This is a genomic window from Haemophilus sp. HMSC066A11, assembly GCF_001811665.1.
GTDB lineage: Bacteria > Pseudomonadota > Gammaproteobacteria > Enterobacterales > Pasteurellaceae > Haemophilus > Haemophilus influenzae.
In genome coordinates this window covers 410098-433128 of the sequence record NZ_KV805866.1, presented here as the reverse complement: position 1 = coordinate 433128, position 23031 = coordinate 410098, and the positions used below count along the sequence as shown (strand labels likewise).

The window sequence follows — 23031 nt, the reverse complement described above, 5'->3', positions numbered from 1 at the left end:
AAAGTGCGGTCATTTTTAACCGCACTTTTGAGTTTATCTAAAAGATTCATAGGAAAAAAAGGCGTATCACAAGGTGTAAAAAGGATAAAGTCACTTTTTGTCTTTTCTAGAGCTGTTAGCATGCCACTTAATGGTCCTTGAAAATCGGGCAGTTCATCGGAGAAAACAGGAAAGCCAAATTTTGCATATTCTGTTTGATTTCGGTTAGCGTTAATTGAAATCTGATGAATTTGTGGTTGTAAGCGATTAATAACATGTTCAATTAAAGATTGTTTACCTAAAATCTGTAATCCTTTATCTTGCCCGCCCATTCTACGAGCCTTGCCACCTGCCAAAATTACCGCACTTATTGTAATTGTCATATTTTAATCTATCATTATTTCAAGTATCATTTGCCTATTTTTTACGATTAAAAAGGAAATAGCAATGAAATGTAAGCGTTTAAATGAAGTTTTGGAACTTTTACAGTTTTATTGGTCTAAAGACTCGGATTTGAGTTTAATGGAAATTTTGCAAAAAATTGCCAATGAATCAGGTTTCCAAAAACCATTAAATGAATTAACTGATGAAGTGATTATTTATCAGTTAAAAATGGATGGTACAGATAAATATGAGCCAATTCCTGGTCTCAAAAAAGATTACGAAGAAGATTTTAAAACCGCATTGCTCCGTGCTCGCGGTATCATTAAATAAGAGGAAAGAAATGAAAAAAGTATTACTTGCGTTAGGTTTAGGTGTCAGCACGCTTATGTCTGTAAATAGTTTTGCCGCAGATTTACAAGAAGGCAAACAATATGTTCAAGTGAGTCAACAGGCTTCACAGCAAAAAGAAGTGATTGAGTTTTTCTCATTCTATTGCCCGCATTGTTACGCCTTTGAAATGGAATACAAAATTCCACAACAAGTCGTAGATGCTTTACCAAAAGATGTGAAATTTAAACAATATCATGTAAATTTCTTAGGTCATCAATCTGAAAACTTAACACGTGCTTGGGCGTTAGCAATGGCATTAGGTGCAGAAAGTAAAGTAAAATCACCATTATTTGAAGCGGCTCAAAAGGATGCCTTGAAATCAATGGATGATATTCGAGCTATCTTCTTATCGAATGGCATAACCGCCGAGCAATTTGATGGTGGCATTAATAGTTTTGCAGTAAATGGTTTAGTCAATAAACAAGTAAATGCCGCAGAACAATTTAAAGTGCGTGGCGTACCTGATTTTTATGTAAATGGAAAATTCCGTGTAAACCCTGAAGGGTTAAATTACGATGATTTCGTGAAAGATTATGTGCAAACCGTAAAAGGTTTATTGCAAAAATAACGAAAAATTGGTTTAATGCCTGCCCTATTTTGTAAATATTAATGAAAGAAGAGAGAATATTATGGCTGCAAGTTTTAGCGTAATGCGTCGTTTCTTTGACGATAAAAACTACCCACGTGGTTTTTCCCGTCACGGTGATTACACAATCAAAGAATCACAGGTGCTTGAGCAATATGGTCAAGCGTTCAAAGCATTAGACTTAGGGGAACGTGAGCCAGCGACTAAAGAAGAAAAAGATTTTGTCGCTTTTTGCCGTGGTGAGCGTGCAGCAGAGACTTTCTTTGAAAAAACTTGGAATAAATATCGTACTCGTATTAACACTAAAAAACGTGTTTACACCTTATCTGGTGATGTGAGTGAAGCTGCTTCTGGCGGTGAAGATTATTCCGGCGAATAAGATACGTTAAATAAGGCAGGCGGAAGTCTGCCTTTTTTTTTGAATAGCTTGTGAAATCACGCGTAATTCACGGCTGATAACTTTATTCTCCTATCTTTGTATGAACGATTCGTCTTCATACGCCCTACGAATACTAATTTCTATGCAATTACCGATTTCTCAATACAACGAACTGCTACAAAAAAAACTTGAAAAATTAACCGCACTTTTGCGCCCTTTCAATGCACCCGATATTCAAGTTTTTGACTCTCCAACAAGTCATTATCGCATGCGTGCGGAGTTTCGTATTTGGCACGAGCAAGATGATTTTTACCATATTATGTTTGATCAAGCGACGTTGCAGCGTTATCGCGTGGATGAATTTCCAATCGCCAGCATGCTAATTAATCGTATGATGCAAACCTTATTACCTTTGTTAAAACAACAAGAAGTGCTACACAAAAAATTATTCCAAATTGATTACCTTAGCACCTTGAGTAATAAGATTATTGTGAGCTTGCTTTATCATAAAACACTCACTGAAGAATGGGAAAGTGCGGCTAAAAATCTAAAAGATTTACTCGAAAAGCAAGGTTTTAATGTTCAAATAATCGGGCGTGCAAGTAAACAAAAAATCTGTTTTGAGCAAGATTATGTGGATGAAGTTTTACCTGTGAATGGCAGAAATTATGTTTATCGCCAAGTCGAGAATAGTTTTACCCAGCCAAACGCAACGGTAAACTGCAAAATGCTTGAATGGGCAATTGATTGTACCCAAAATAGCGAAGGTGATTTATTAGAGCTTTACTGCGGAAACGGTAATTTTTCTATCGCACTTGCACAAAATTTCCGTAAGGTATTGGCAACAGAAATTGCCAAACCTTCCGTAGCCGCCGCACAATTTAATATTGCTGAAAATAAAGTGGATAATTTACAAATTATCCGTATGTCGGCAGAGGAATTTACGCAGGCAATGAATGGGGTTAGAGCCTTTAACCGCTTGAAAGGAATTGATTTAAAATCTTATGAATGTAATACCATTTTTGTCGATCCACCTCGCGCAGGGCTTGATCCTGATACAGTGAAACTTGTACAAAATTACGATCGCATTTTGTATATTTCCTGTAATCCACATACGCTGTGTGATAATCTTGTTGAACTATCAAAAACGCACCGCATTGAAAAAGCGGCGTTATTTGACCAATTCCCTTACACTGACCACATGGAAAGCGGCGTATGGCTCATTCGCAAGTAGGAATTCAGCTGATTTCTGAATCGACAGAAAAAACATTAGCAGAATTGACCGCACTTTGTGCTGAACACAACATTATTCATCATGAAAAGAGCCCACTTGCGCTTGTTCAAACCGATGAACGTTTAGAACTTCGTAAACTAGACGAACCTAAACTCGGAGCGGTTTATGTTGATTTTGTTGGTGGTACAATGGCTCACCGCCGTAAATTCGGTGGTGGTCGCGGTGAAGCCATAGCGAAAGCGGTAGGAATTAAAGGTTCGGCATTGCCAACGGTTATTGATGCCACAGCAGGGCTAGGACGTGATGCCTTTGTGTTAGCCACGATTGGCTGCCAAGTTCGTTTAGTTGAACGCCATCCTGTTGTTTTTTTACTTCTGAAAGATGGTTTAAATCGTGCTTATCAAGATGAGGAAATCGGCGAGATGTTGCAACAAAATTTGTGCTTGCTGAATGTTCAGCATATTAATGAACTTGATCCTAATAGCGATTATGCCGATGTGGTTTATCTCGATCCAATGTATCCGCATAAACAAAAATCTGCACTAGTAAAAAAGGAAATGCACGTATTCCAGCATTTAGTCGGGGCTGATTTAGATGCTGATGAATTGCTTTTACCTGCACTACAATTAGCTAAAAAACGTGTGGTCGTGAAGCGTCCTGACTATGCGGAATTTCTTTGTGAAAAACAACCGCACTTTAGCCGTGAAACGAAAAATCATCGCTTTGATATTTATATGGGAGCATCCCAATGCTAAGAGAAAGTGCCGTTGTTATTAGCTATGAAAATGGCATTGCCAAAGTGAAATGCCAATCCCAAAGTGCCTGTGGCCAATGCGCAGCTAAAAACAGTTGTGGAACATCAAGCCTTTCCGAATTAAACGGTAAACGTGGCGAGCATATTTTTAATGTGGAAGCATTAATGCCATTACGCGAAGGTCAAATTGTTGAAATTGGATTAGAAGAAAAGTCGATGTTGTTGTCGGCATTATTGATGTATGTTGTACCGCTTTTGACCTTATTGATTGTGACTATGTTGTCCGATTACATAAGCGATAATGAAATCCTGCGTGCAATTTTAATCTTCGGATTAACCGCACTTTCTTTCATTTTTGTCAAATCTTATAGCAGAAAATTAGGGCAGCAAACAGAGTTTCAGCCTGTTTTATTGCGCATATTATCTTAAGTTTTTTATTCGCTTTTTATTATTTCTGCGATTTAGATCGCAAACTATAAAGCTAGTTATTTAAATTACCCATTGAAAAAAAGCTCTTTAGAGGCTTGGTCAAAACTTAGTGATGATGTGGCAAAAGTTGCTATTCTAGCAATGCCTGTTATACTTTATGGCGAGCAACCGCTTTTCCTAAAAGGATGAAATATTAGTTTTTTTGCTCATTATTGCTTATGTTTGCCTTGTGATGGGGCGTAAATTTCGTCAATTAGTGGAAGGAAAATAATATGTGGCTTACTATAGGGCTTGGCATTGTTGCTCTTCTTGCTATCGGTGGACTTATTTTTGCCAATTATGCAGCAAAACATTCTTAATTTATTAACCCCGATCTTTCGGGGTTTTCCGTATCTAAAGTGCGGTGATTTTTAAGGTTATTTTTATGAACAATCAGATTCCTTTACTTGGAATTACCGGTTATAGCGGTAGTGGTAAAACAACATTATTAGAAAAACTTCTCCCAGAACTGATCGCTCGTCACATTCGCGTTTCAGTGATTAAACATAGCCATCACAATATGCAAGTTGATAAAGAAGGAAAAGATAGCTGGCGTATGAAAGAGGCGGGTTCTTCTCAAGTCATTTTAGCGAATGATGAACGCTGGGCGATTATGACGGAAACGTCAAAGCCTGTTTCATTGGATTATTTAGCGCAACAATTTGACCGCACTTTAACAGATTTAGTGTTGGTGGAAGGCTTTAAACAAGAGCCAATTCCAAAGATTTTGCTCCATCGTCAAGAAATGACAAAACCTTTACCCGAAATTGACGAATATGTAGTGGCGGTTGCGACAAATTATCCCCTTGAAATTGATCGCACTTTGTTGGATATTAACCGCATTCCGCAAATTGCCGATTTTATTGAAAATTGGTTGCACCATTTTCACGGAGCACGATGACTGAATCCAATGCCTATCGCGGTTTAGCTTGGGTAGCAGCAATGGCACTTTTTATGCAAAGCCTCGATGCGACCATTCTAAATACAGCTTTGCCCGCGATATCTTCCGATTTACATAAATCCGCCTTTGAAATGCAAATGGCGATCATCGCTTATTCTTTAGCCGTTGCATTATTTATTCCTCTTACCGCTTGGGCTGCGACAAAATTTGGGACATTGACTGTTTTTCGTGGTGCAGTTTTCACGTTTATTTTAGGATCTATCGCTTGTGCTGCTGCGCCTAATTTAGAAAGTTTAATTTTAGCCAGAGTAATTCAGGGAATGGGTGGTGCCTTTATGATGCCTGTTGCACGTTTAGCTATTATTCAAGCTGTCCCCAAACAACAATTAGTGAATGCTTGGAATTTAATGGCAACTGCAGGTTTGATTGGGCCAATTCTAGGGCCTATTTTAGGTGGATGGTTAGTCATTCACGCCAGTTGGCACTGGATTTTTTTAATTAATATTCCAATTGGTGTGCTAGGAATTTTGGCATCGGGCAGCGTGATGAACAATATCAAGGGCAAGGCAGAGAAATTAGATTGGACAGGTTTTTTACTCTTTGCATTGGGGTTAGTTGGTATTACGCTTGGTTTGGATTTACTCGGAGAAAGTCAGCATAATTCAAGTGTAACTTATAGCATATTAGTTGTTGGTATTCTGTTACTCGTAACTTATTGTGGCTATGCTAAAAACAATGAAAATGCCATTTTACCTTTATCCCTTTTCCGAACTCGTACATTCAGATTAGGTATTATTGCCAATATTTTTATCCGATTATCTGCATCTGGCGTTCCCTTTTTATTGCCTTTGATGTTCCAATTATCTTTCGGTTACAGTGCTGAAATGTCTGGCTGGCTATTAGCACCGATTGCGTTAATTTCTGTGATGTTGAAAATATTAATTGGACGAATTTTAAATCGTTGGGGCTATAAAACCACGTTAATTTCATCCGCACTTTTGATGGCAGGTTCTGTGATTTCAATGGCTTGGTTAGATAAACAAAGTTCTCTAACTTGGATTATTTGTAATCTTATGTGGTATGGGGCTTGTATGTCGATCATTTTTACTTCAATTAATACGCTGGCTGTAGGCGATCTTTCAAAACAACAGTCTGGCACAGGCTCTACCGTATTAAGTATTGTACAGCAAGTTGGGATTGGATTTGGTATTGCTATTTCATCGATAATTCTAAATCTCTATAGACATTTTTTTAGCGCAAGTGATGGTTTACAACAGGCTTTTAGCTATACTTTTTTAACCTCATCACTTTTTGCAATCGCCTTAGTTTGGTCGCTTATGAAATTACACAAAAATGATGGCGATCATTTACGAAAAATGCCTTAGATTAATTTGTTATAATCCATAGAATTTTTTTATTTAAAAAAAGGGAAATTTGCTTATATCTTATTGATATTTCTTGTTGGTGGAGATAGCTCCATCGTTTAACCATAAATGGTGGGGCATTCCCTGCCTAACATTGAGGTATGCTTATGAAACTAAAAGCAACATTAACTCTCGCCGCTGCAACTCTTGTTTTGGCAGCTTGTGATCAATCTAGCTCGGCAAATAAATCTACCGCTCAAACTGAAGCAAAATCCTCGTCAAATAATACTTTCGTTTATTGCACAGCGAAAGCTCCATTGGGATTTAGCCCTGCGTTAATAATTGAAGGTACTTCTTATAATGCAAGCTCACAACAAGTGTATAACCGCTTAGTTGAATTTAAAAAAGGCTCAACGGATATTGAACCAGCTTTAGCTGAAAGCTGGGAAATTAGCGATGATGGCTTAAGTTATACTTTTCATTTGAGAAAAGGGGTTAAATTCCACACAACAAAAGAATTTACCCCGACACGTGATTTTAATGCAGATGATGTTGTATTTTCATTCCAACGTCAGTTAGATCCAAATCATCCATATCACAATGTATCTAAGGGGACTTATCCATATTTTAAAGCAATGAAATTCCCTGAATTGTTGAAATCAGTGGAGAAAGTAGACGATAACACAATTCGTATTACCTTAAACAAGACAGATGCGACTTTCTTGGCTAGTCTTGGTATGGATTTTATTTCTATTTATTCTGCAGAATATGCTGATTCAATGCTGAAAGCGGGTAAACCAGAAACGCTTGATAGTCGCCCAGTGGGGACAGGCCCTTTTGTTTTTGTGGATTATAAAACAGATCAAGCCATACAATATGTTGCGCATGAAAATTATTGGAAAGGTAGAACACCTTTAGATCGTTTAGTCATTAGCATTGTGCCTGATGCAACAACACGTTATGCAAAATTACAGGCGGGTACTTGCGATTTAATTTTATTCCCAAATGTAGCGGATTTAGCCAAAATGAAAACCGATCCAAAAGTACAACTTTTGGAACAAAAAGGTTTGAACGTAGCGTATATCGCATTCAATACCGAAAAAGCACCGTTTGATAATGTCAAAGTGCGCCAAGCGTTGAATTACGCAGTGGATAAAAAAGCGATTATTGAAGCGGTTTATCAAGGCGCAGGAACATCAGCTAAAAACCCACTTCCTCCAACAATTTGGAGTTATAATGATGAAATTCAAGATTATCCGTACGATCCAGAAAAAGCAAAACAACTTTTAGCAGAAGCGGGTTATCCAAATGGTTTTGAAACTGATTTCTGGATTCAACCTATTATTCGTGCTTCTAATCCAAATCCAAAACGTATGGCTGAATTAATTATGGCGGATTGGGCGAAAATTGGTGTAAAAACTAACCCAGTGACTTATGAATGGGCTGATTATAGAAAACGAGCAAAAGAGGGAGAATTAACTGCGGGTATCTTTGGTTGGTCTGGCGACAATGGCGATCCTGATAATTTCTTATCCCCATTATTAGGTAGCTCAAATATAGGTAATTCTAATATGGCACGTTTCAATAATTCAGAATTTGATGCTTTACTCAATGAGGCTATTGGATTAACCAATAAGGAAGAACGTGCGAAACTTTATAAACAAGCTCAAGTTATTGTCCATAATCAAGCACCTTGGATTCCAGTTGCCCACTCTGTTGGTTTTGCGCCACTTAGTCCTCGTGTAAAAGGTTATGTACAAAGCCCATTTGGCTATGACGCTTTTTATGGTGTGAGTGTTGATGGTAAATAATTCATATTGATTTACTTATTTTAAGCCCTTATTTATAAGGGCTTTTTATTTATCAAGGATTATTCTGTAAAAAATATGTTAAATAACTTTAACTTGAGTATAATGCTCAGCATTATTTCTATCGGATATGATTCCGTAGAATAATAAAAATTAATTGTTAATATAAGGAACAAAAATGGATTTCAATCGAATTATTACTCATATGAATGATCATCATCAAGATGATATGGCTGCCCTTTGTAAAAAATTTGGTGGCGAAAAGGAAATTACAGATGTGACGTTAGTTAATGTAGATTTTGCTGGTTTAGATTTTAAATATAATGGTGGCAAAACATTACGTGTGGAATTTCCACAACAAGCTGACGCAGGTTCAATTAAACAAGTAATCATCAATCTTTGTGTAGAAAATAAACCAGTTGCAAATTACGATCGTATCAAGGCTAAAATTGATGAATTTCGTCAAGAGTTTAAAAGCTGTGTGCTTTCTACTTTAGATAAAGATGGCTTACCGATGGCGTCTTATGCACCAATTATTTTCTTTGATGGAAAATATTATATTTATATCAGTGCCATTGCAGAGCATTATGAGAATTTAAAACGCAATCCAAATCAAGTAGAAGTGATGTTTTTAGAAGATGAAAACAAAGCGAAGTCAATTATTGTGCGTACTCGCTTACGTTATAAAGCAAGTGCACGTTTTATTCCTCGTGAAGATCCAATTGTTGAAAAAGTCTTAGATAAATTAGCCGAAACTATGAATGATGTAGGCGGAATTAAAACAATTCGTGAATTTACTGATTTTGATTTAGTTGAACTTACATTTGGAACAGGCCGTTTTGTAAGAGGTTTTGGCCAAGCTTATTTGATTGATGCTAATGGGGAAATTTCTCATATTGGTGTCAAAGGCAATCCACATGAAAAAGAAAGTGATAAATAATATTGTCTCTTAATGAAGATAAAGGGTTGAGTGTAAATTTATACTCACCCTTTTGTTTACGATAAATTCCAATGAAATTGAAATTTCTTTATTTTTTACCGCACTTTATTTTCATTAAGGACAAGGTTTACTCACCATAATTTCGATAACCTGTCTTTCATCAGATTAGGAGATACTTTGGCTTCAATACGTTCAGGTGTTTTGCCTAAATATTTCGCAGCTGTAGCAGATGCGAGCGCAAGAGAAATGGGTTCGGTACAGCCTAGGGCTGGCACAACATCATGTTTAACAATGTGGAGTAATGGTTTTTCAATTTCGTTAAGTCTTTCTAAATTCATTATTACCTATCCAATTAATGCGCTTCATCCCAATTTTGTCCAACACCTACTTCCACAATCAATGGGACAACTAATTCAGCAGCGGCTTCCATGTGTTGTTTAATTTGTTCACGGAAAAACGCGACTTTTTCTGACCGCACTTCAAACACTAATTCATCATGTACTTGCATAATCATTTCAATATCTGGATCGTGACGGATTACTTCATCAATTTTAATCATCGCTCGTTTAATAATATCCGCAGCTGTGCCTTGCATCGGTGCATTGATCGCTACGCGTTCTGCTCCTTTACGACGCATTGCATTGCTAGAATTAATATCTGGTAAATATAAACGGCGACCAAATAGTGTTTCCACATAGCCTTGTGCTTTCGCTTTTGCACGAATATCAGTCATAAATTGTTGTACGCTAGGATAGCGTTGGAAATATAAATCCATGTATTTTTGTGCATCTGGACGGGAAATGCCAAGTTGGCGTGAAAGTCCAAAGGCGGACATTCCATAAATTAAGCCGAAATTAATTGCTTTAGCATTGCGACGTTGCTCGCTGGTGACTTCATCTAATGATACACCGAAGATTTCAGCTGCGGTGGAGCGATGAATATCCTTGCCTTGCGAGAAAGCGTTAATTAAGCCTTGATCGCCAGAAAGATGCGCCATAATGCGTAACTCAATTTGAGAATAGTCAGCGGCGACAATAGAATAACCTTCATGCGCGATAAATGCTTGTCGAATACGACGACCTTCTTCATTCCGAATTGGAATATTTTGTAGGTTTGGATCACTTGATGATAAACGCCCTGTCGCCGTGACCGCTTGATGATAAGAGGTATGCACTCGGCCTGTTTGTGAATTGACCATTTGAGGTAGTTTATCCGTGTAAGTGGATTTAAGTTTGCTCAACCCACGATGTTCAACCAAAATTTTGGGTAATTCGTGGCTATAGGATAATTCTTCCAATACTTCTTCATTTGTTGATGGCGCACCTTTTGGCGTTTTTTGTAAAACAGGTAGCCCAAGTTTATCGAACAAAATTTCTTGTAATTGTTTGGTGGATGCTAAATTGAATGGCTGACCCGCTAATGCGTAAGCTTGTTTTTCAAGTGCGGTTAATCTTGTAGCAATTTCGTTAGATTGTATAAAGAGGGCATCACTATCAATCAACACGCCCGTACGTTCCATACGAGAAAGCACATGAAGCAATGGTAATTCCATTGTTTTATACAATTCAACAAGCGTTGGTTCTTCTTGCAGTTTCAACCACAGTGCTTGTTGTAATTTCATGGTCACATCAGCATCTTCTGCTGCGTATTCAGTGGCTTGTTCTAAGGGAATTTGATTAAACGTAAGCTGACTTTTCCCTTTTCCTGCAAGGCTTTCAAATGCGATAGTCTCATGCCCTAAATAACGTTTAGCTAAATCGTCCATATTATGACGACCCGTACTATTTAGCGTATAGGAAAGCAACATCGTATCAAATTCAACACCTTGTAATTCAATGCCATGACGGGCAAAAATACTTTCATCAAATTTAATGTTTTGTCCAATTTTGTGAATATTAGGATTTTCTAAGATTGGTTTGATAGCGGCAAGTGCGGTCGATTTTTCGAGTGTTTTTGGCGCATCCAAATAATCCAATTGCAATGGTAAATAAGTGGCTTCGCCATTTTCAAGAGCAAAAGAGATACCCACTAAATTCGCAGATATATAATCAAGACTGTCTGTTTCAGTATCGACCGCAATGAGTTTTGCTGTATTGAGTTTTTCAATCCAGTGCGTTAAATCCGCTTGAGTGAGTAAGGTTTCATATTTTGTACGATCGATTTGAATTTTAGGCGTATTTTCCACCGCACTTTGATCTTGTGAGGTCGCCTGATACTGGTTCATTTTCACTGGCTGTTCAGTGGTTTGGGTAATAGAATCTGCCCCATTTATCACTTCATTAAGCCAGCGTTTAAATTCGTAGCGAGCAAAATATTCAATGAGTTGATCCTTTTGGCTTTCTCCAAGCAACAATTCATCAGTTGTCACGTTAAGTTCAACATCGGTTTTGATAGTTGCTAATGTATAAGAAAGATCGGCATTGGATTTTTCAGCCAATAATTTTTCACCTAGTTTTTTCGCACCACGAATTGGCAGTTCCGCTACTTTTTCAAGATTGGCATAAATTTCAGCCATGCTTCCTATGCCTTGTAGTAAACCAAGTGCGGTTTTTTCGCCCACGCCAGCAACGCCAGGAATGTTATCTGCACTATCGCCCATAAGTGCGAGATAATCAATAATGAGTTCAGGTGGAATACCGTATTTTTCAATCACACCCTCACGATCCAATAGGCTATTATTCATGGTGTTGATGAGCATAATATTGTTATCAACTAACTGTGCCATATCTTTATCGCCAGTACTAATGAGCACTTTTTTACCCAAACGAGATGCTTGTAGTGCGAGTGTGCCGATTACATCATCTGCCTCAATCCCTTCCACCACTAAAAGCGGAATGCCCAATGCACGAATCATATCGTGCAAAGGCTGAATTTGTTTGCGTAAATCATCAGGCATTGGTGGACGGTGAGATTTATATTGTTCAAACATTTCATCGCGAAATGTTTTCCCTTTTGCATCAAAAACAACGGCTATATGAGTGGGCTGTACTTGTGAGATGAGGCTTTTTAACATATTTAACACGCCGTACATCGCACCTGTTGGCTCACCTGCGGCATTAGTTAAAGGAGGAAAGGCATGAAATGCACGATATAAATAAGAAGAACCATCCACTAGCACAAGCGGATTTGTTGCAATTTGGGCCATAAAAATCTCGTTTTAAACTGAAAAATACCCGCATTATAGCGTAATTTATGGTGATGAGCGAATGGCGGGTTTAATGTAAAATTTATGACGAATATTTTTTGCTATGGCATAATATCAGCCATTCAAATATTTAATTTAAGGAAATCAAATGTCGTTAAAATTGGTCGAAATTTTAGTTTTGGGTCAGGTTTTGCGTTTAAATGTACCCATTGAACAAGAAGAATTACTGCGCCAAGCTGCACGTAATTTAGATATATTGGTTTCCGAAATGAAAGAAAAGACAGGCCTTATTCAGCTTGATCGTGTGCTTTCTATTGTGGCACTCAATTTGAGTTTTGAATTAAGCCAAGAAAAAAATAAAACGGCTAAAATTGAAGAGGTATTGAGAACGGGTATCCAACAATTAGATCATTCATTAGAAAATATTCGTGTTACAAAAGAACCGCATTAAATTAATGATCAAATTAGAGTCATTTTGTCGTTTTATAAGCAACTCGTTAAATTTGACAAATAAATGCTAGTCAATACTGAGAATTTGGGCTAGTATAAACCCATAAGAATTACCTGGAGTGTTCGTCAGTAGGCTATGTCCCTGAGCCGATACTTTAAATCTTATAAATTGGTTTCCTATCGTTGGTGTGTAGGCTTAACCTTTGACTCGTTCATTGGGCTAAGAAACCTGAAAACGGTATCAACTGATTTCCTTGAACCGTCGGGTTCAAGGACTACTGCCCGCAGCGGCACTCTGGGGTCTTCCTTTTCATTTCTATGAATACTCAAAAACGCCAGCAAATCCGCTCTGACATTCGAAAAATACGAGCAAATTTAACCGCACTTCAACAGAAAAAAGCTGAACAATCGGTTACTCAACAGGCGTTAAATCTTATCGAGCAACGACAAGCCAAAAATATTGCATTATATTTTTCTTTTGATGGTGAAATTTCAACAAAAGCCTTAATCCAATCCCTGTGGATGCAAAATAAAAATGTGTATTTGCCTGTTTTACATCCTTTTACTAAACACTATTTATTGTTTTTACGCTATTTACCTGATACGCCAATGAAACAAAATCAGTTTGGCATTTGGGAGCCAAAGCTAAATGTTCAAAATGTTTTGCCATTAAATGAACTGGATATTTTATTTACGCCATTGGTGGCTTTTGATAAAAAAGGAAATCGCCTTGGTATGGGCGGTGGATTTTATGATCGCACGTTGCAGAATTGGCAAAATAAGTCTTTTATTCCAGTTGGTTTAGCGCACCAATGTCAGCAAGTAGAAAATCTTCCCACTGAGCATTGGGATGTGCCACTGTTTGATATTTTGGTGGATTAAAACCTATCATCAAAATCTTATTGATAGATAAAATCAAAATATTTCATTTTTTCTCTTGAAATTTATTCAACCGAGCTTACTTAGTTTATGCGAATGGCGAAAGCCGAAATCAAATTGAGGAAAGCGTATGAACATTGAAAAATTTACGACAAAATTCCAAGAAGCGTTAAGCGAAGCACAATCACTTGCTATCGGAAAAGACAATCAATTTATTGAACCCGTGCATTTATTGACCGCACTTTTAAATCAACAGGGCGGCTCTATTGCGCCAATTTTGACAGCAAGTGGCGTAAATGTGGCTTTATTGCGTAATGAATTAAAGACAGAACTAAATAAATTGCCGCAAGTGATTGGCAATGGTGGAGATGTACAACTTTCACGCCAGCTTATTAATTTACTTAATCTATGCGATAAATTCGCACAGCAAAACCAAGATAAATTTATTTCGAGCGAATTGTTTTTGCTTGCAGCTTTAGAAGAACGAGGAACGATCAGCGATATTTTGAAAAAGTGCGGTGCGAAAAAAGAACAAATTTCGCAAGCTATTCAGCACATTAGAGGGGGACAAAACGTGAACGATCAAAATGCAGAAGAAAGCAGACAAGCTCTTGAAAAATATACGATTGATTTAACCGCTCGTGCAGAAAGTGGCAAACTTGATCCTGTAATTGGGCGTGATGAAGAAATTCGTCGAGCCATTCAAGTATTACAACGTCGTACCAAAAATAACCCTGTGTTAATTGGTGAACCAGGTGTAGGGAAAACGGCGATTGTCGAAGGCTTGGCACAGCGTATCGTAAACGGCGAAGTGCCAGAAGGTTTGAAAAATAAACGTGTGCTTTCATTAGATATGGGCGCATTGATTGCTGGTGCAAAATATCGCGGAGAATTTGAAGAACGTTTAAAAGCGGTGCTCAATGAACTTTCTAAAGAAGAAGGTCGCGTGATCCTCTTTATTGATGAAATTCATACTATGGTCGGCGCGGGTAAAACCGATGGTGCGATGGATGCGGGTAACTTATTAAAACCAAGTTTAGCGCGCGGTGAATTACATTGCGTGGGTGCAACAACGTTAGACGAATATCGTCAATATATCGAAAAAGATGCCGCACTTGAGCGCCGTTTCCAAAAAGTATTTGTGGACGAACCAAGTGTAGAAGATACCATTGCTATCTTACGTGGTTTGAAAGAACGCTATGAAATTCATCATCACGTGGATATTACTGACCCTGCGATTGTCGCTGCCGCAACGCTTTCACATCGTTATATTTCCGATCGTCAATTGCCGGATAAAGCCATTGATTTGATCGATGAAGCGGCGTCTAGCATTCGTATGGAAATAGATTCTAAACCTGAACCGCTTGATCGCCTTGAACGTCGAATTATCCAATTAAAATTGGAACAACAGGCATTACAAAAAGAAGAAGACGAAGCAAGTCGCAAACGTTTAGAAATGTTAGAGAAAGAATTGGCTGAAAAAGAACGTGAATACGCCGAACTTGAAGAAGTATGGAAATCTGAAAAAGCAACGCTTTCTGGCTCTCAACATATTAAACAAGAATTAGATACTGCAAAAACCGAACTAGAACAAGCTCGTCGCGCGGGTGATTTAGCGAAAATGTCAGAGTTGCAATATGGACGCATCCCTGCTCTTGAAAAGCAACTCGAGCAAGCTGAAACCAGCGAAGGAAAAGAAATGACGCTTTTACGCTATCGTGTCACGGATGAAGAAATCGCAGAAGTGCTTTCTAAAGCCACAGGTATTCCTGTATCCAAAATGATGGAAGGCGAGAAAGAAAAACTCTTGCGCATGGAAGATGAACTACATAAACGAGTGATTGGTCAAGAAGAAGCAGTTGATGCGGTAGCAAACGCGATTCGTCGTAGTCGTGCTGGTCTTTCCGATCCTAATCGCCCAATTGGTTCATTCTTGTTCCTAGGGCCAACAGGTGTGGGTAAAACAGAGCTTTGCAAAACTTTGGCTAAATTCTTGTTTGATAGTGAAGATGCGATGGTGCGCATTGATATGTCAGAGTTTATGGAAAAGCACAGTGTCTCTCGTTTAGTGGGTGCGCCTCCAGGCTATGTCGGCTATGAAGAAGGCGGTTATTTAACTGAGGCTGTTCGTCGTCGTCCATATTCAGTGATCTTATTAGATGAAGTTGAAAAAGCCCATGCGGATGTATTCAATATCTTATTACAAGTCTTGGATGATGGTCGTTTAACTGACGGGCAAGGTCGTACTGTGGACTTCCGTAATACGGTGGTAATTATGACCTCTAACTTGGGTTCTGATTTAATCCAAGGTAATAAAGACGAAAGCTATAGCGAAATGAAAGCCTTAGTGATGTCAGTGGTTAGCCAACATTTCCGCCCAGAATTTATCAACCGTATTGACGAAACAGTGGTATTCCATCCACTTGGTAAAGAGAATATTCGTGCGATTGCAAGTATCCAATTAGAACGCTTAGCAAAACGTATGGAAACTCGTGGTTACGAATTGGTGTTTACCGACGCTTTATTAGACTTCATTGGCGAAGTGGGTTACGATCCAATTTATGGTGCACGTCCATTGAAACGTGCAATTCAACAAGAAATTGAAAACAGCTTGGCACAACAAATTCTATCTGGTGCGTTATTACCTGGTAAGGTTGTTACCATTGATTATGCCAACGCAGAAGTTCAAGCTAGACAATAGGTGTTAAAAAAGTGCGGTAAAATTTACCGCACTTTTCTTATCAACCTAAACGCTGACGTACAATTTCAAATAAACATACCCCTGTTGCGACAGATACATTTAATGATGAAACTGAACCAGCCATTGGAATACTAATCAGTTGATCGCAATGTTCACGTGTTAAACGACGCATTCCTTCGCCTTCAGCTCCCATAACAAGTGCTAGTGGCCCTGTCAGTTTGCTTTGATAAATGGTTTCAGTTGCTTCGCCAGCAGTGCCAACCACCCAAATATTATGGTTTTGTTGTAAATTGCGTAGTGTGCGAGAAAGATTGGTTACACGAATTAACGGCACGGTTTCTGCCGCGCCACAAGCAACTTTACGTGCGATAGATGTTAATTGTGCGGATTTATCTTTCGGTACGATCACTGCCACTGCACCCGCTGCGTCCGCTGTTCGCAAACATGCTCCCAAGTTGTGTGGATCCGTCACGCCATCCAAAACTAATAAAAGCGGATTTTGTTTATTCGCAAGAATTTCATCAAGATCATTTTCATTAAGTTCTTTTGCCGCTTGTACTCGAGCAATGACACCTTGATGAACCTCACCATCGGCTTTTTTATCAAGTGTTTGTCGATTAACGAATTGCACACCAATGCCTAGGGAATACAGTTCGTTTAAGAGTGGCTGTAGACGTTTATCTTCACGGCCTTTAAGTACGAAGACTTCAATTAAACGTTCTGGTGAATGGGTTAAAATACTATTAACAGCATGAATGCCGTAGATTTGTTCTGACATAAATTTCTCTTTTTCTTATTTGAATTTTTAATTCATTCTTACAATAGGAAGTGAATTATTTTCGTTTTCTAGATGTTTTCTTCGAAATTTCTTTCTTTTTTACCGCACTTTTTCGTTTTTTGGAGGCTTTGGACGGTAGCTCTTTAAAAACTTTCTTAGCTTTTTCTTTCGCCGTTTTTCCAGCTCGACGAGGCTTACGTTCACTACCTATTAGCGAGAAATCGACCATTTTATTTTCTAAATGTACCGCTTCAACTTTGATGCGAACTTTATCGCCTAAGCGATATTGCATTCCGCTATTTTCGCCAATTAAACGCTGTTTTGCTGCATCGAATTGGTAATAATCGTTTTCTAAGGTGGAAATATGGACTAAACCATCGATGAATAAATCATCTAAGCGTACAAATAAACCAAATCCCGTCATAGATGAAATAACACCGCTAAATTCGCCACCGACATGATCTTGCATATATTCACATTTCAGCCAATCAGCCACTTCACGAGTGGCGTCATCGGCGCGGCGTTCTGTCATTGAACAATGATTGCCAAGTAAATCCATTTCATCAAAAGAGTAATGATAACCGCCTGTATCGGTAGTTTTACGTTTTGCGCCTTGTTCTTTAGCGAGTAAATATTTGATACCTCGATGAAGTGTTAAGTCTGGATAACGGCGAATTGGCGAAGTAAAGTGAGCATATTCTTCCAAAGCCAAACCAAAGTGCCCAATATTATCAGCGTGATAGACAGCTTGGCTTAATGAACGTAGCAACATTGTTTGAATAAGTTCATGATCAGACCGTTCTTTAACTTTTTCTAAGAGAGCAGCATAGTCTTTTGTGGTTGGTTTTAAGCCACCTTCTAAAGTTAAACCAAACTCACTTAAGAAAGTGCGGAACGATGTTAATTTTTCTTCGCTCGGGGTGGCATGAATACGATATAACGCAGGCTCTTTATGTTTTTCCATAAAATTAGCTGCTGCGATATTCGCAAGAATCATACATTCCTCAATGATTTTGTGGGCATCATTGCGAACAACGGGTTCAATACGCTCAATTCTCCCCATTGCATTGAAAATAAACTTAGTTTCAATGGTTTCAAAATCGATCGCACCACGTTGATGACGTGCACCAAGCAACGCTTGATAGAGTTTATAAAGCTCTTCTAAATGAGGCACAAGCGTAGAATAACGAGTGCGTAATTCTTCATCGCCTTCAAGCATTTTTGCTACTTTGGTATAAGTGAGGCGGGCGTGAGAATTCATCACCGCTTCATAAAAGCGATAATCTGTGAGCTTACCTTTGGCAGAAATTTGCATCTCACACACCATACACAAACGATCCACTTGTGGGTTAAGAGAGCATAAGCCGTTCGATAAAATTTCAGGTAGCATTGGTACAACTCGGTTCGGAAAATAGACTGAGTTACCACGATTATGTGCTTCTACATCCAAAGCGGAACGTAAACGTACGTAATAACTAACATCCGCAATCGCCACCCAAAGTTTCCAGCCTTTGCCGTGTTTTTCACAATAAACGGCATCATCAAAATCCCTCGCATCTTCGCCATCAATAGTCACAAGCGGTAAATTGCGTAAATCCACACGACCTTTTTTTGCTTCTTCAGGCACTTCTTCAGTGAATTTTTTTACGTATTTTTCCACCGCACTTGGAAACTTATGGGGAATATCGTGGTTACGCAAGGCGATTTCCACTTCCATTCCTTTCGCCATATTATCGCCTAGGATTTCAGTGATCACGCCAATTGGCTGGTTAAAACTGGCAGAACGTTCTTGCAACTCGACAACCACAACTTGTCCCATGCGAGCACCATTACGATGTTCATTAGGCACGAGAATATCTCTGCCAATTCTGCTGTCATCAGGCACCACATAGCTAAAACCGTTTTCTAAGAAAAAGCGACCCACAATTTGTTTTTTACGGCTTTCTAATACGCGCACAATTCGCACTTCACGGCGACCACGACGATCTAATCCAGCAGGTTGCGCTAAGACAAAATCTCCATGCATGACTCTTTGCATTTGATGGTTCGGAATGAATAAATCATCCTTTTTGCCATCGACCTGTAAAAAACCAAAACCTTCGCGATGACCAATTACCGTGCCTTTAAATAAATCTAATTTTTCTGGTAAGGCATAGCGTTTACGTTTGGTGAACACTAATTGCCCATCATTTTCCATCGCACGTAATCGGCGACGCATCGCTTCTATTTGCTCTTCATTTCGAATGGAAAGTGCGGTCAAAATTTCATCCCGATTCATCGGTGCATTATTGTCTCGAATAACGCTTAAAATAAATTCACGGCTCGGGATTGGATTGCCGTATTTTTCCAATTCTCGTTTGTAATGAGGATCTTGGCTGATTAAGTTTTTACGTTTTTTTGTCATTATTTTTTACAGTTTTAAAAAGTGCGGAGAGTTTGACACTGTAAGGGGGATAATGCAAGACGGGGGAGGTTTATTTATCAGTAAAACCAATGAACTTTTTCAATGTGCAAATAAACACCTATTTTTCTTTTTTATTTTTTGTTAAAGTTTCAAACCCTTAATTATTATTCATGACAAAAGGAACAATATTATGAAAATCATTAAGCAAGCAAAATAGTTTAATCCGCCTTTCTTTAATTAGTCTACTTATTTCCACTTCTTTTTATTCTGTTCAATCTTTTGTGGCAGATAGTTCTGATAAAACTTGGCAGTTACAAACAGGCCAAGGTTTAGATGCTAAAAGAGGTCAAGTGAATAATCAATTTACACAAGTTGATACCCGTTTAAATCGAACAGATTTACGTATTAACCGCGTTGGCGCAAGTGCTACGGCGTTGGCTTCATTAAAACCTGCACAATTAGGCGAAGATGATAAATTTGCATTGTCTTTGGGCGTTGGTAGTTATAAAAATGCTCAGGCGATGGCAATGGGTGCAGTGTTTAAGCCAGCTGAAAACGTACTACTCAATGTAGCAGGTAGTTTTTCAGGCTCAGAAAAAATCGTTGGTGCAGGTGTTTCTTGGAAATTCGGCAGCAAATCCAAACCTGCGGTTTCAACACAAAGTGCGGTCAATTCTGCGGAAGTTTTGCAACTGCGACAAGAAATATCGGCAATGCAAAAAGAATTGGCTGAATTGAAAAAAGCATTAAGAAAATAATCTTTAAACTAAGTGATTAAGGGCGTGATGTACGCCCTTTTTATCGCTCTGTTCATGACGACAAATTTGTTTTCTGTTTACTTTATGAGCTAAATAAGAGTATTGTATATTTATATAATGATATTAAGGGACTCTTATGATTCAACGCTACGTTAAAATAGTCAGTATTGCTTTATTACTTTTCTTAGGTTCTATCAATAATGCGTTTGCAGCACGTGTTATTACTGATCAATTAGGACGAAAGGTCACTATCCCAGATGAAGTTAATCGTGTTGTTGTCTTACAGCATCAGACTTTAAATCTCCTTGCCCAGCTTGATGCAAAGGAAAGTGTAGTCGGAGTGTTATCAAGTTGGAAAAAACAATTAGGGAAAAACTATTCACGTTTTATGCCAGAGTTAGAAACGATGCCACAACCAGGTGATTTAACTCAAGTAAATATTGAGAGTCTACTTGCTTTAAAACCTCAACTTGTGTTTGTGGCAAACTATGCACCAAAAGAAATGATTGAGCAAATCGAACAGGCTGGTGTGCCTGTTGTAGCCATTTCTTTGCGTGAAGATAAAAAAGGTGAAGAAGGAAAAGTCAACCCAGAAATGGAAGATGAAGAAGTTGCCTATAATAATGGTTTGAAACAAGGCACTTATTTAATTGGTGAAGTAGTTAATCGACAAGCGCAAGCCAAAAAGCTAGTTACTTACACTTTTGAACAGCGTGAATTAGTGAGTCAACGTTTAAGTAAGGTGCCTGATGAGCAGCGTGTTAGGGTCTATATTGCAAATCCAGATTTAGCGACTTATGGTTCTGGAAAATATACAGGGTTAATGATGCTTCATGCTGGAGCGAAGAATGTAGCAGCTGAAACAATAAAAGGTTTTAAACAAGTTTCGATTGAGCAAGTGATTCATTGGAATCCTGCAGTTATCTTCGTACAGGAGCGTTATCCTCAGCTTATCGAGCAAATTAAAAAGGATCCCTCTTGGCAAATTATTGATGCGGTGAAAAATCAACGTATCTATTTAATGCCGGAATATGCAAAAGCGTGGGGATATCCAATGCCTGAAGCATTAGCGATTGGTGAATTATGGTTAGCAAAACAACTTTACCCTGAATTGTTTGCAGATGTTGATTTAGAGGAAGAAAAAGTAAACCAATACTATAAACTGTTCTACCGTATGCCATATAACCAGTAATAACGATGAAGTCTATGTTAGCAAATCAGCGAGGTTTTATAACATCGCTGATTTTTATCTTGTTTATCATCGTATTGTTCACTTTAAATATTGGCGCTTTTTCGTTATCAACCGAAAAAGTGCTGTCCATTTTATCTAAGCCTTTTCTTTCGCAACACGCGTCTTTTACACCCATGGAATACCATATTGTTTGGCATGTACGCTTACCACGCATTATTATGGCATTTTTTTCAGGGGGGATCTTAGCGATGAGTGGTGCAACACTACAGGGCGTGTTTCATAATCCCCTTGTTGATCCTCATATTATTGGTGTCACATCAGGGGCAGTTTTTGGAGGCAGTTTAGCAATTTTATTAGGATTCCCATCTTATTTATTGATTCTATCCACATTTTCTTTTGGTTTATTGACATTATTCTTGATCTATGTAACCACAATGTTCATCGGAAAAGGCAATCGTATTGTATTAGTTTTAGCGGGTGTCATTTTAAGTGGTTTCTTTAGCACTCTAGTGAGCTTAATCCAATATTTAGCGGATGCAGAAGAAGTTCTGCCGAGCATTGTATTTTGGTTATTAGGAAGTTTTGCCACCACTAGTTGGGCAAAACTAGCTATATTGTTACCCTGCGTTTTTATTGCAGCTTATTTATTATTCCGTTTACGGTGGCATATTAATGTGTTATCGCTAGGTGATATGCAAGCAAAAATGTTAGGCGTTTCCATTAAGAAAATGCGTTGGTTTGTTTTGCTACTTTGTGCATTGCTTGTAGCAACACAAGTCGCTGTTAGTGGGAGTATTGGGTGGATAGGGCTTGTTATTCCTCATTTGACACGTTTTTTTGTAGGAAGTGATCACCGTTATCTATTGCCCGCCTCCTTTTTGATTGGTGGGATTTTCATGATTGTTATTGATACACTTGCACGTACGTTAACTTCTGCAGAAATTCCTGTAGGTATTATCACCGCTCTTTTAGGAGCACCCATTTTTACCTTGCTCCTATTAAAAACTTATCGAAAGAAGTCATTATGAATGAATTGAGTTTAGATGCAGATAAGCTGTTATTTGGTTATGATAAGCCGTTGTATTTACCACTTACTTTCCAATGTAAGAAAGGAGAGGTTATTTCGGTATTTGGAACAAATGGAAAAGGTAAAACCACATTATTGCATTCTCTTGCTCATGTGTTACCTGTTATGTCTGGACAGATTAGGCAACAAGGTCATATTGGTTTTGTGCCACAGTCTTTTTCGTCGCCAGATTATCCCGTGTTAGAGATTGTTTTAATGGGGCGAGCAAGCAAAATTGGAGCATTTAACTTACCAAGTAAAACGGATGAAACAGTCGCATTACAGATGTTGGCGTGCTTAGACATCCTGCATTTAGCTGAGCGCAATATCAATATGCTTTCGGGCGGTCAACGCCAACTTGTGCTCATCGCTCGTGCACTTGCGACAGAATGTCAGGTCCTCATTTTAGATGAACCTACAGCAGCATTGGATGTTTATAATCAATAGCGTGTCTTACAACTTATACGTTTT

21 protein-coding genes, 1 other RNA gene and 1 pseudogene are annotated in these 23031 nt (G+C 38.4%); 18 read left to right on the top strand and 5 right to left on the bottom strand.

Features of this window, described 5'->3' with window-relative positions:
• Positions 1–362, bottom strand: a 362-nt coding sequence (mobA, locus tag HMPREF2813_RS05055; RefSeq protein WP_070646993.1) for a molybdenum cofactor guanylyltransferase MobA, incomplete at its 3' end; no start/stop codon positions are given.
• 64 nt (positions 363–426) lie between these two features.
• On the opposite strand from mobA, the gene HMPREF2813_RS05050 reads away from it, so the two are divergent.
• From HMPREF2813_RS05050 to HMPREF2813_RS05005, 10 genes are all read left to right on the top strand, one after another.
• Positions 427–693, top strand: a complete 267-nt coding sequence (locus HMPREF2813_RS05050; RefSeq protein ID WP_005648308.1) for a YihD family protein — start codon at positions 427–429, stop codon at positions 691–693.
• A 10-nt stretch (positions 694–703) separates the two neighbouring features.
• A complete protein-coding gene (gene dsbA / locus HMPREF2813_RS05045; protein WP_005693196.1) occupies positions 704–1321 on the top strand; it encodes a thiol:disulfide interchange protein DsbA in 618 nt (205 codons plus the stop codon).
• Between the two features lie 61 nt (positions 1322–1382).
• Positions 1383–1718, top strand: coding sequence for a MaoP family protein (locus HMPREF2813_RS05040; RefSeq protein WP_005655680.1), 336 nt, complete (start codon positions 1383–1385; stop codon positions 1716–1718).
• 142 nt (positions 1719–1860) lie between these two features.
• A complete protein-coding gene (trmA, locus tag HMPREF2813_RS05035; protein WP_041174644.1) occupies positions 1861–2952 on the top strand; it encodes a tRNA (uridine(54)-C5)-methyltransferase TrmA in 1092 nt (363 codons plus the stop codon).
• Complete coding sequence (locus HMPREF2813_RS05030; RefSeq protein ID WP_014551046.1) at positions 2934–3707, top strand: class I SAM-dependent methyltransferase; 774 nt, start codon at positions 2934–2936, stop codon at positions 3705–3707. The genes trmA and HMPREF2813_RS05030 overlap by 19 nt, the downstream gene beginning before the upstream one ends.
• Positions 3701–4135, top strand: a complete 435-nt coding sequence (locus tag HMPREF2813_RS05025) for a SoxR reducing system RseC family protein (protein ID WP_005655685.1) — start codon at positions 3701–3703, stop codon at positions 4133–4135. The genes HMPREF2813_RS05030 and HMPREF2813_RS05025 overlap by 7 nt, the downstream gene beginning before the upstream one ends.
• A 424-nt stretch (positions 4136–4559) precedes the next feature.
• Positions 4560–5075 carry a molybdopterin-guanine dinucleotide biosynthesis protein MobB gene (gene mobB, locus HMPREF2813_RS05020; protein WP_005655689.1) on the top strand — a complete coding sequence of 172 codons (516 nt, stop codon included), beginning with the start codon at positions 4560–4562 and terminating at the stop codon, positions 5073–5075.
• Entirely contained in the window at positions 5072–6460 is a 1389-nt protein-coding gene (locus HMPREF2813_RS05015) for an MDR family MFS transporter (RefSeq protein WP_014551044.1), read from the top strand. The genes mobB and HMPREF2813_RS05015 overlap by 4 nt, the downstream gene beginning before the upstream one ends.
• Positions 6461–6606: 146 nt before the next feature.
• Complete coding sequence (locus HMPREF2813_RS05010; RefSeq protein WP_005655693.1) at positions 6607–8250, top strand: ABC transporter substrate-binding protein; 1644 nt, start codon at positions 6607–6609, stop codon at positions 8248–8250.
• A gap of 175 nt (positions 8251–8425) precedes the next feature.
• The gene (locus HMPREF2813_RS05005) at positions 8426–9187 is read left to right on the top strand and encodes a HugZ family heme oxygenase (RefSeq protein WP_005648282.1); all 762 of its coding nucleotides are present in this window, start codon (positions 8426–8428) and stop codon (positions 9185–9187) included.
• A gap of 146 nt (positions 9188–9333) precedes the next feature.
• Here the strand turns inward: HMPREF2813_RS05005 and HMPREF2813_RS05000 are convergent.
• Together HMPREF2813_RS05000 and polA are read right to left on the bottom strand one after the other, a co-directional pair.
• Positions 9334–9525, bottom strand: a pseudogene (locus HMPREF2813_RS05000) (tRNA (uracil-5-)-methyltransferase); the annotation flags it as partial.
• A 14-nt stretch (positions 9526–9539) separates the two neighbouring features.
• Entirely contained in the window at positions 9540–12332 is a 2793-nt protein-coding gene (gene polA / locus HMPREF2813_RS04995) for a DNA polymerase I (RefSeq protein ID WP_005686066.1), read from the bottom strand.
• Positions 12333–12480: 148 nt separating this feature from the next.
• Here polA and HMPREF2813_RS04990 point away from each other — a divergent pair, with 148 nt between their 5' ends.
• The 4 genes from HMPREF2813_RS04990 to clpB all read left to right on the top strand — a co-directional run bounded on the left by HMPREF2813_RS04990 (position 12481) and on the right by clpB (position 16362).
• Positions 12481–12783, top strand: coding sequence for a cell division protein ZapA (locus tag HMPREF2813_RS04990; protein WP_005651366.1), 303 nt, complete (start codon positions 12481–12483; stop codon positions 12781–12783).
• A gap of 107 nt (positions 12784–12890) precedes the next feature.
• Positions 12891–13088, top strand: a non-coding RNA gene (gene ssrS, locus HMPREF2813_RS04985) — 6S RNA.
• Positions 13089–13100: 12 nt separating this feature from the next.
• Positions 13101–13664: a 5-formyltetrahydrofolate cyclo-ligase gene (locus HMPREF2813_RS04980; RefSeq protein WP_014551042.1), complete on the top strand. Its 564-nt coding sequence runs from the start codon at positions 13101–13103 to the stop codon at positions 13662–13664.
• 127 nt (positions 13665–13791) lie between these two features.
• Positions 13792–16362, top strand: coding sequence for an ATP-dependent chaperone ClpB (gene clpB, locus HMPREF2813_RS04975; RefSeq protein WP_011272249.1), 2571 nt, complete (start codon positions 13792–13794; stop codon positions 16360–16362).
• A 40-nt stretch (positions 16363–16402) separates the two neighbouring features.
• Here the strand turns inward: clpB and rlmB are convergent, their stop codons facing one another.
• Both rlmB and rnr read right to left on the bottom strand, forming a co-directional pair.
• Complete coding sequence (rlmB, locus tag HMPREF2813_RS04970) at positions 16403–17140, bottom strand: 23S rRNA (guanosine(2251)-2'-O)-methyltransferase RlmB (protein WP_014551041.1); 738 nt, start codon at positions 17138–17140, stop codon at positions 16403–16405.
• A 55-nt stretch (positions 17141–17195) separates the two neighbouring features.
• The gene (rnr, locus tag HMPREF2813_RS04965; protein ID WP_014551040.1) at positions 17196–19544 is read right to left on the bottom strand and encodes a ribonuclease R; all 2349 of its coding nucleotides are present in this window, start codon (positions 19542–19544) and stop codon (positions 17196–17198) included.
• Between the two features lie 281 nt (positions 19545–19825).
• Here rnr and HMPREF2813_RS04960 point away from each other — a divergent pair, with 281 nt between their 5' ends.
• The 4 genes from HMPREF2813_RS04960 to HMPREF2813_RS04945 all read left to right on the top strand — a co-directional run bounded on the left by HMPREF2813_RS04960 (position 19826) and on the right by HMPREF2813_RS04945 (position 23007).
• The gene (locus tag HMPREF2813_RS04960) at positions 19826–20302 is read left to right on the top strand and encodes a YadA C-terminal domain-containing protein (RefSeq protein WP_014551039.1); all 477 of its coding nucleotides are present in this window, start codon (positions 19826–19828) and stop codon (positions 20300–20302) included.
• Positions 20303–20438: 136 nt separating this feature from the next.
• The gene (locus HMPREF2813_RS04955) at positions 20439–21494 is read left to right on the top strand and encodes an ABC transporter substrate-binding protein (protein WP_005663731.1); all 1056 of its coding nucleotides are present in this window, start codon (positions 20439–20441) and stop codon (positions 21492–21494) included.
• A gap of 14 nt (positions 21495–21508) precedes the next feature.
• Complete coding sequence (locus HMPREF2813_RS04950; protein WP_041174643.1) at positions 21509–22522, top strand: FecCD family ABC transporter permease; 1014 nt, start codon at positions 21509–21511, stop codon at positions 22520–22522.
• Positions 22519–23007 (top strand): ABC transporter ATP-binding protein, encoded by a 489-nt coding sequence (locus HMPREF2813_RS04945; protein ID WP_228840866.1) that lies wholly within the window; start codon positions 22519–22521, stop codon positions 23005–23007. The genes HMPREF2813_RS04950 and HMPREF2813_RS04945 overlap by 4 nt, the downstream gene beginning before the upstream one ends.
• Positions 23008–23031: the final 24 nt, after the last annotated feature.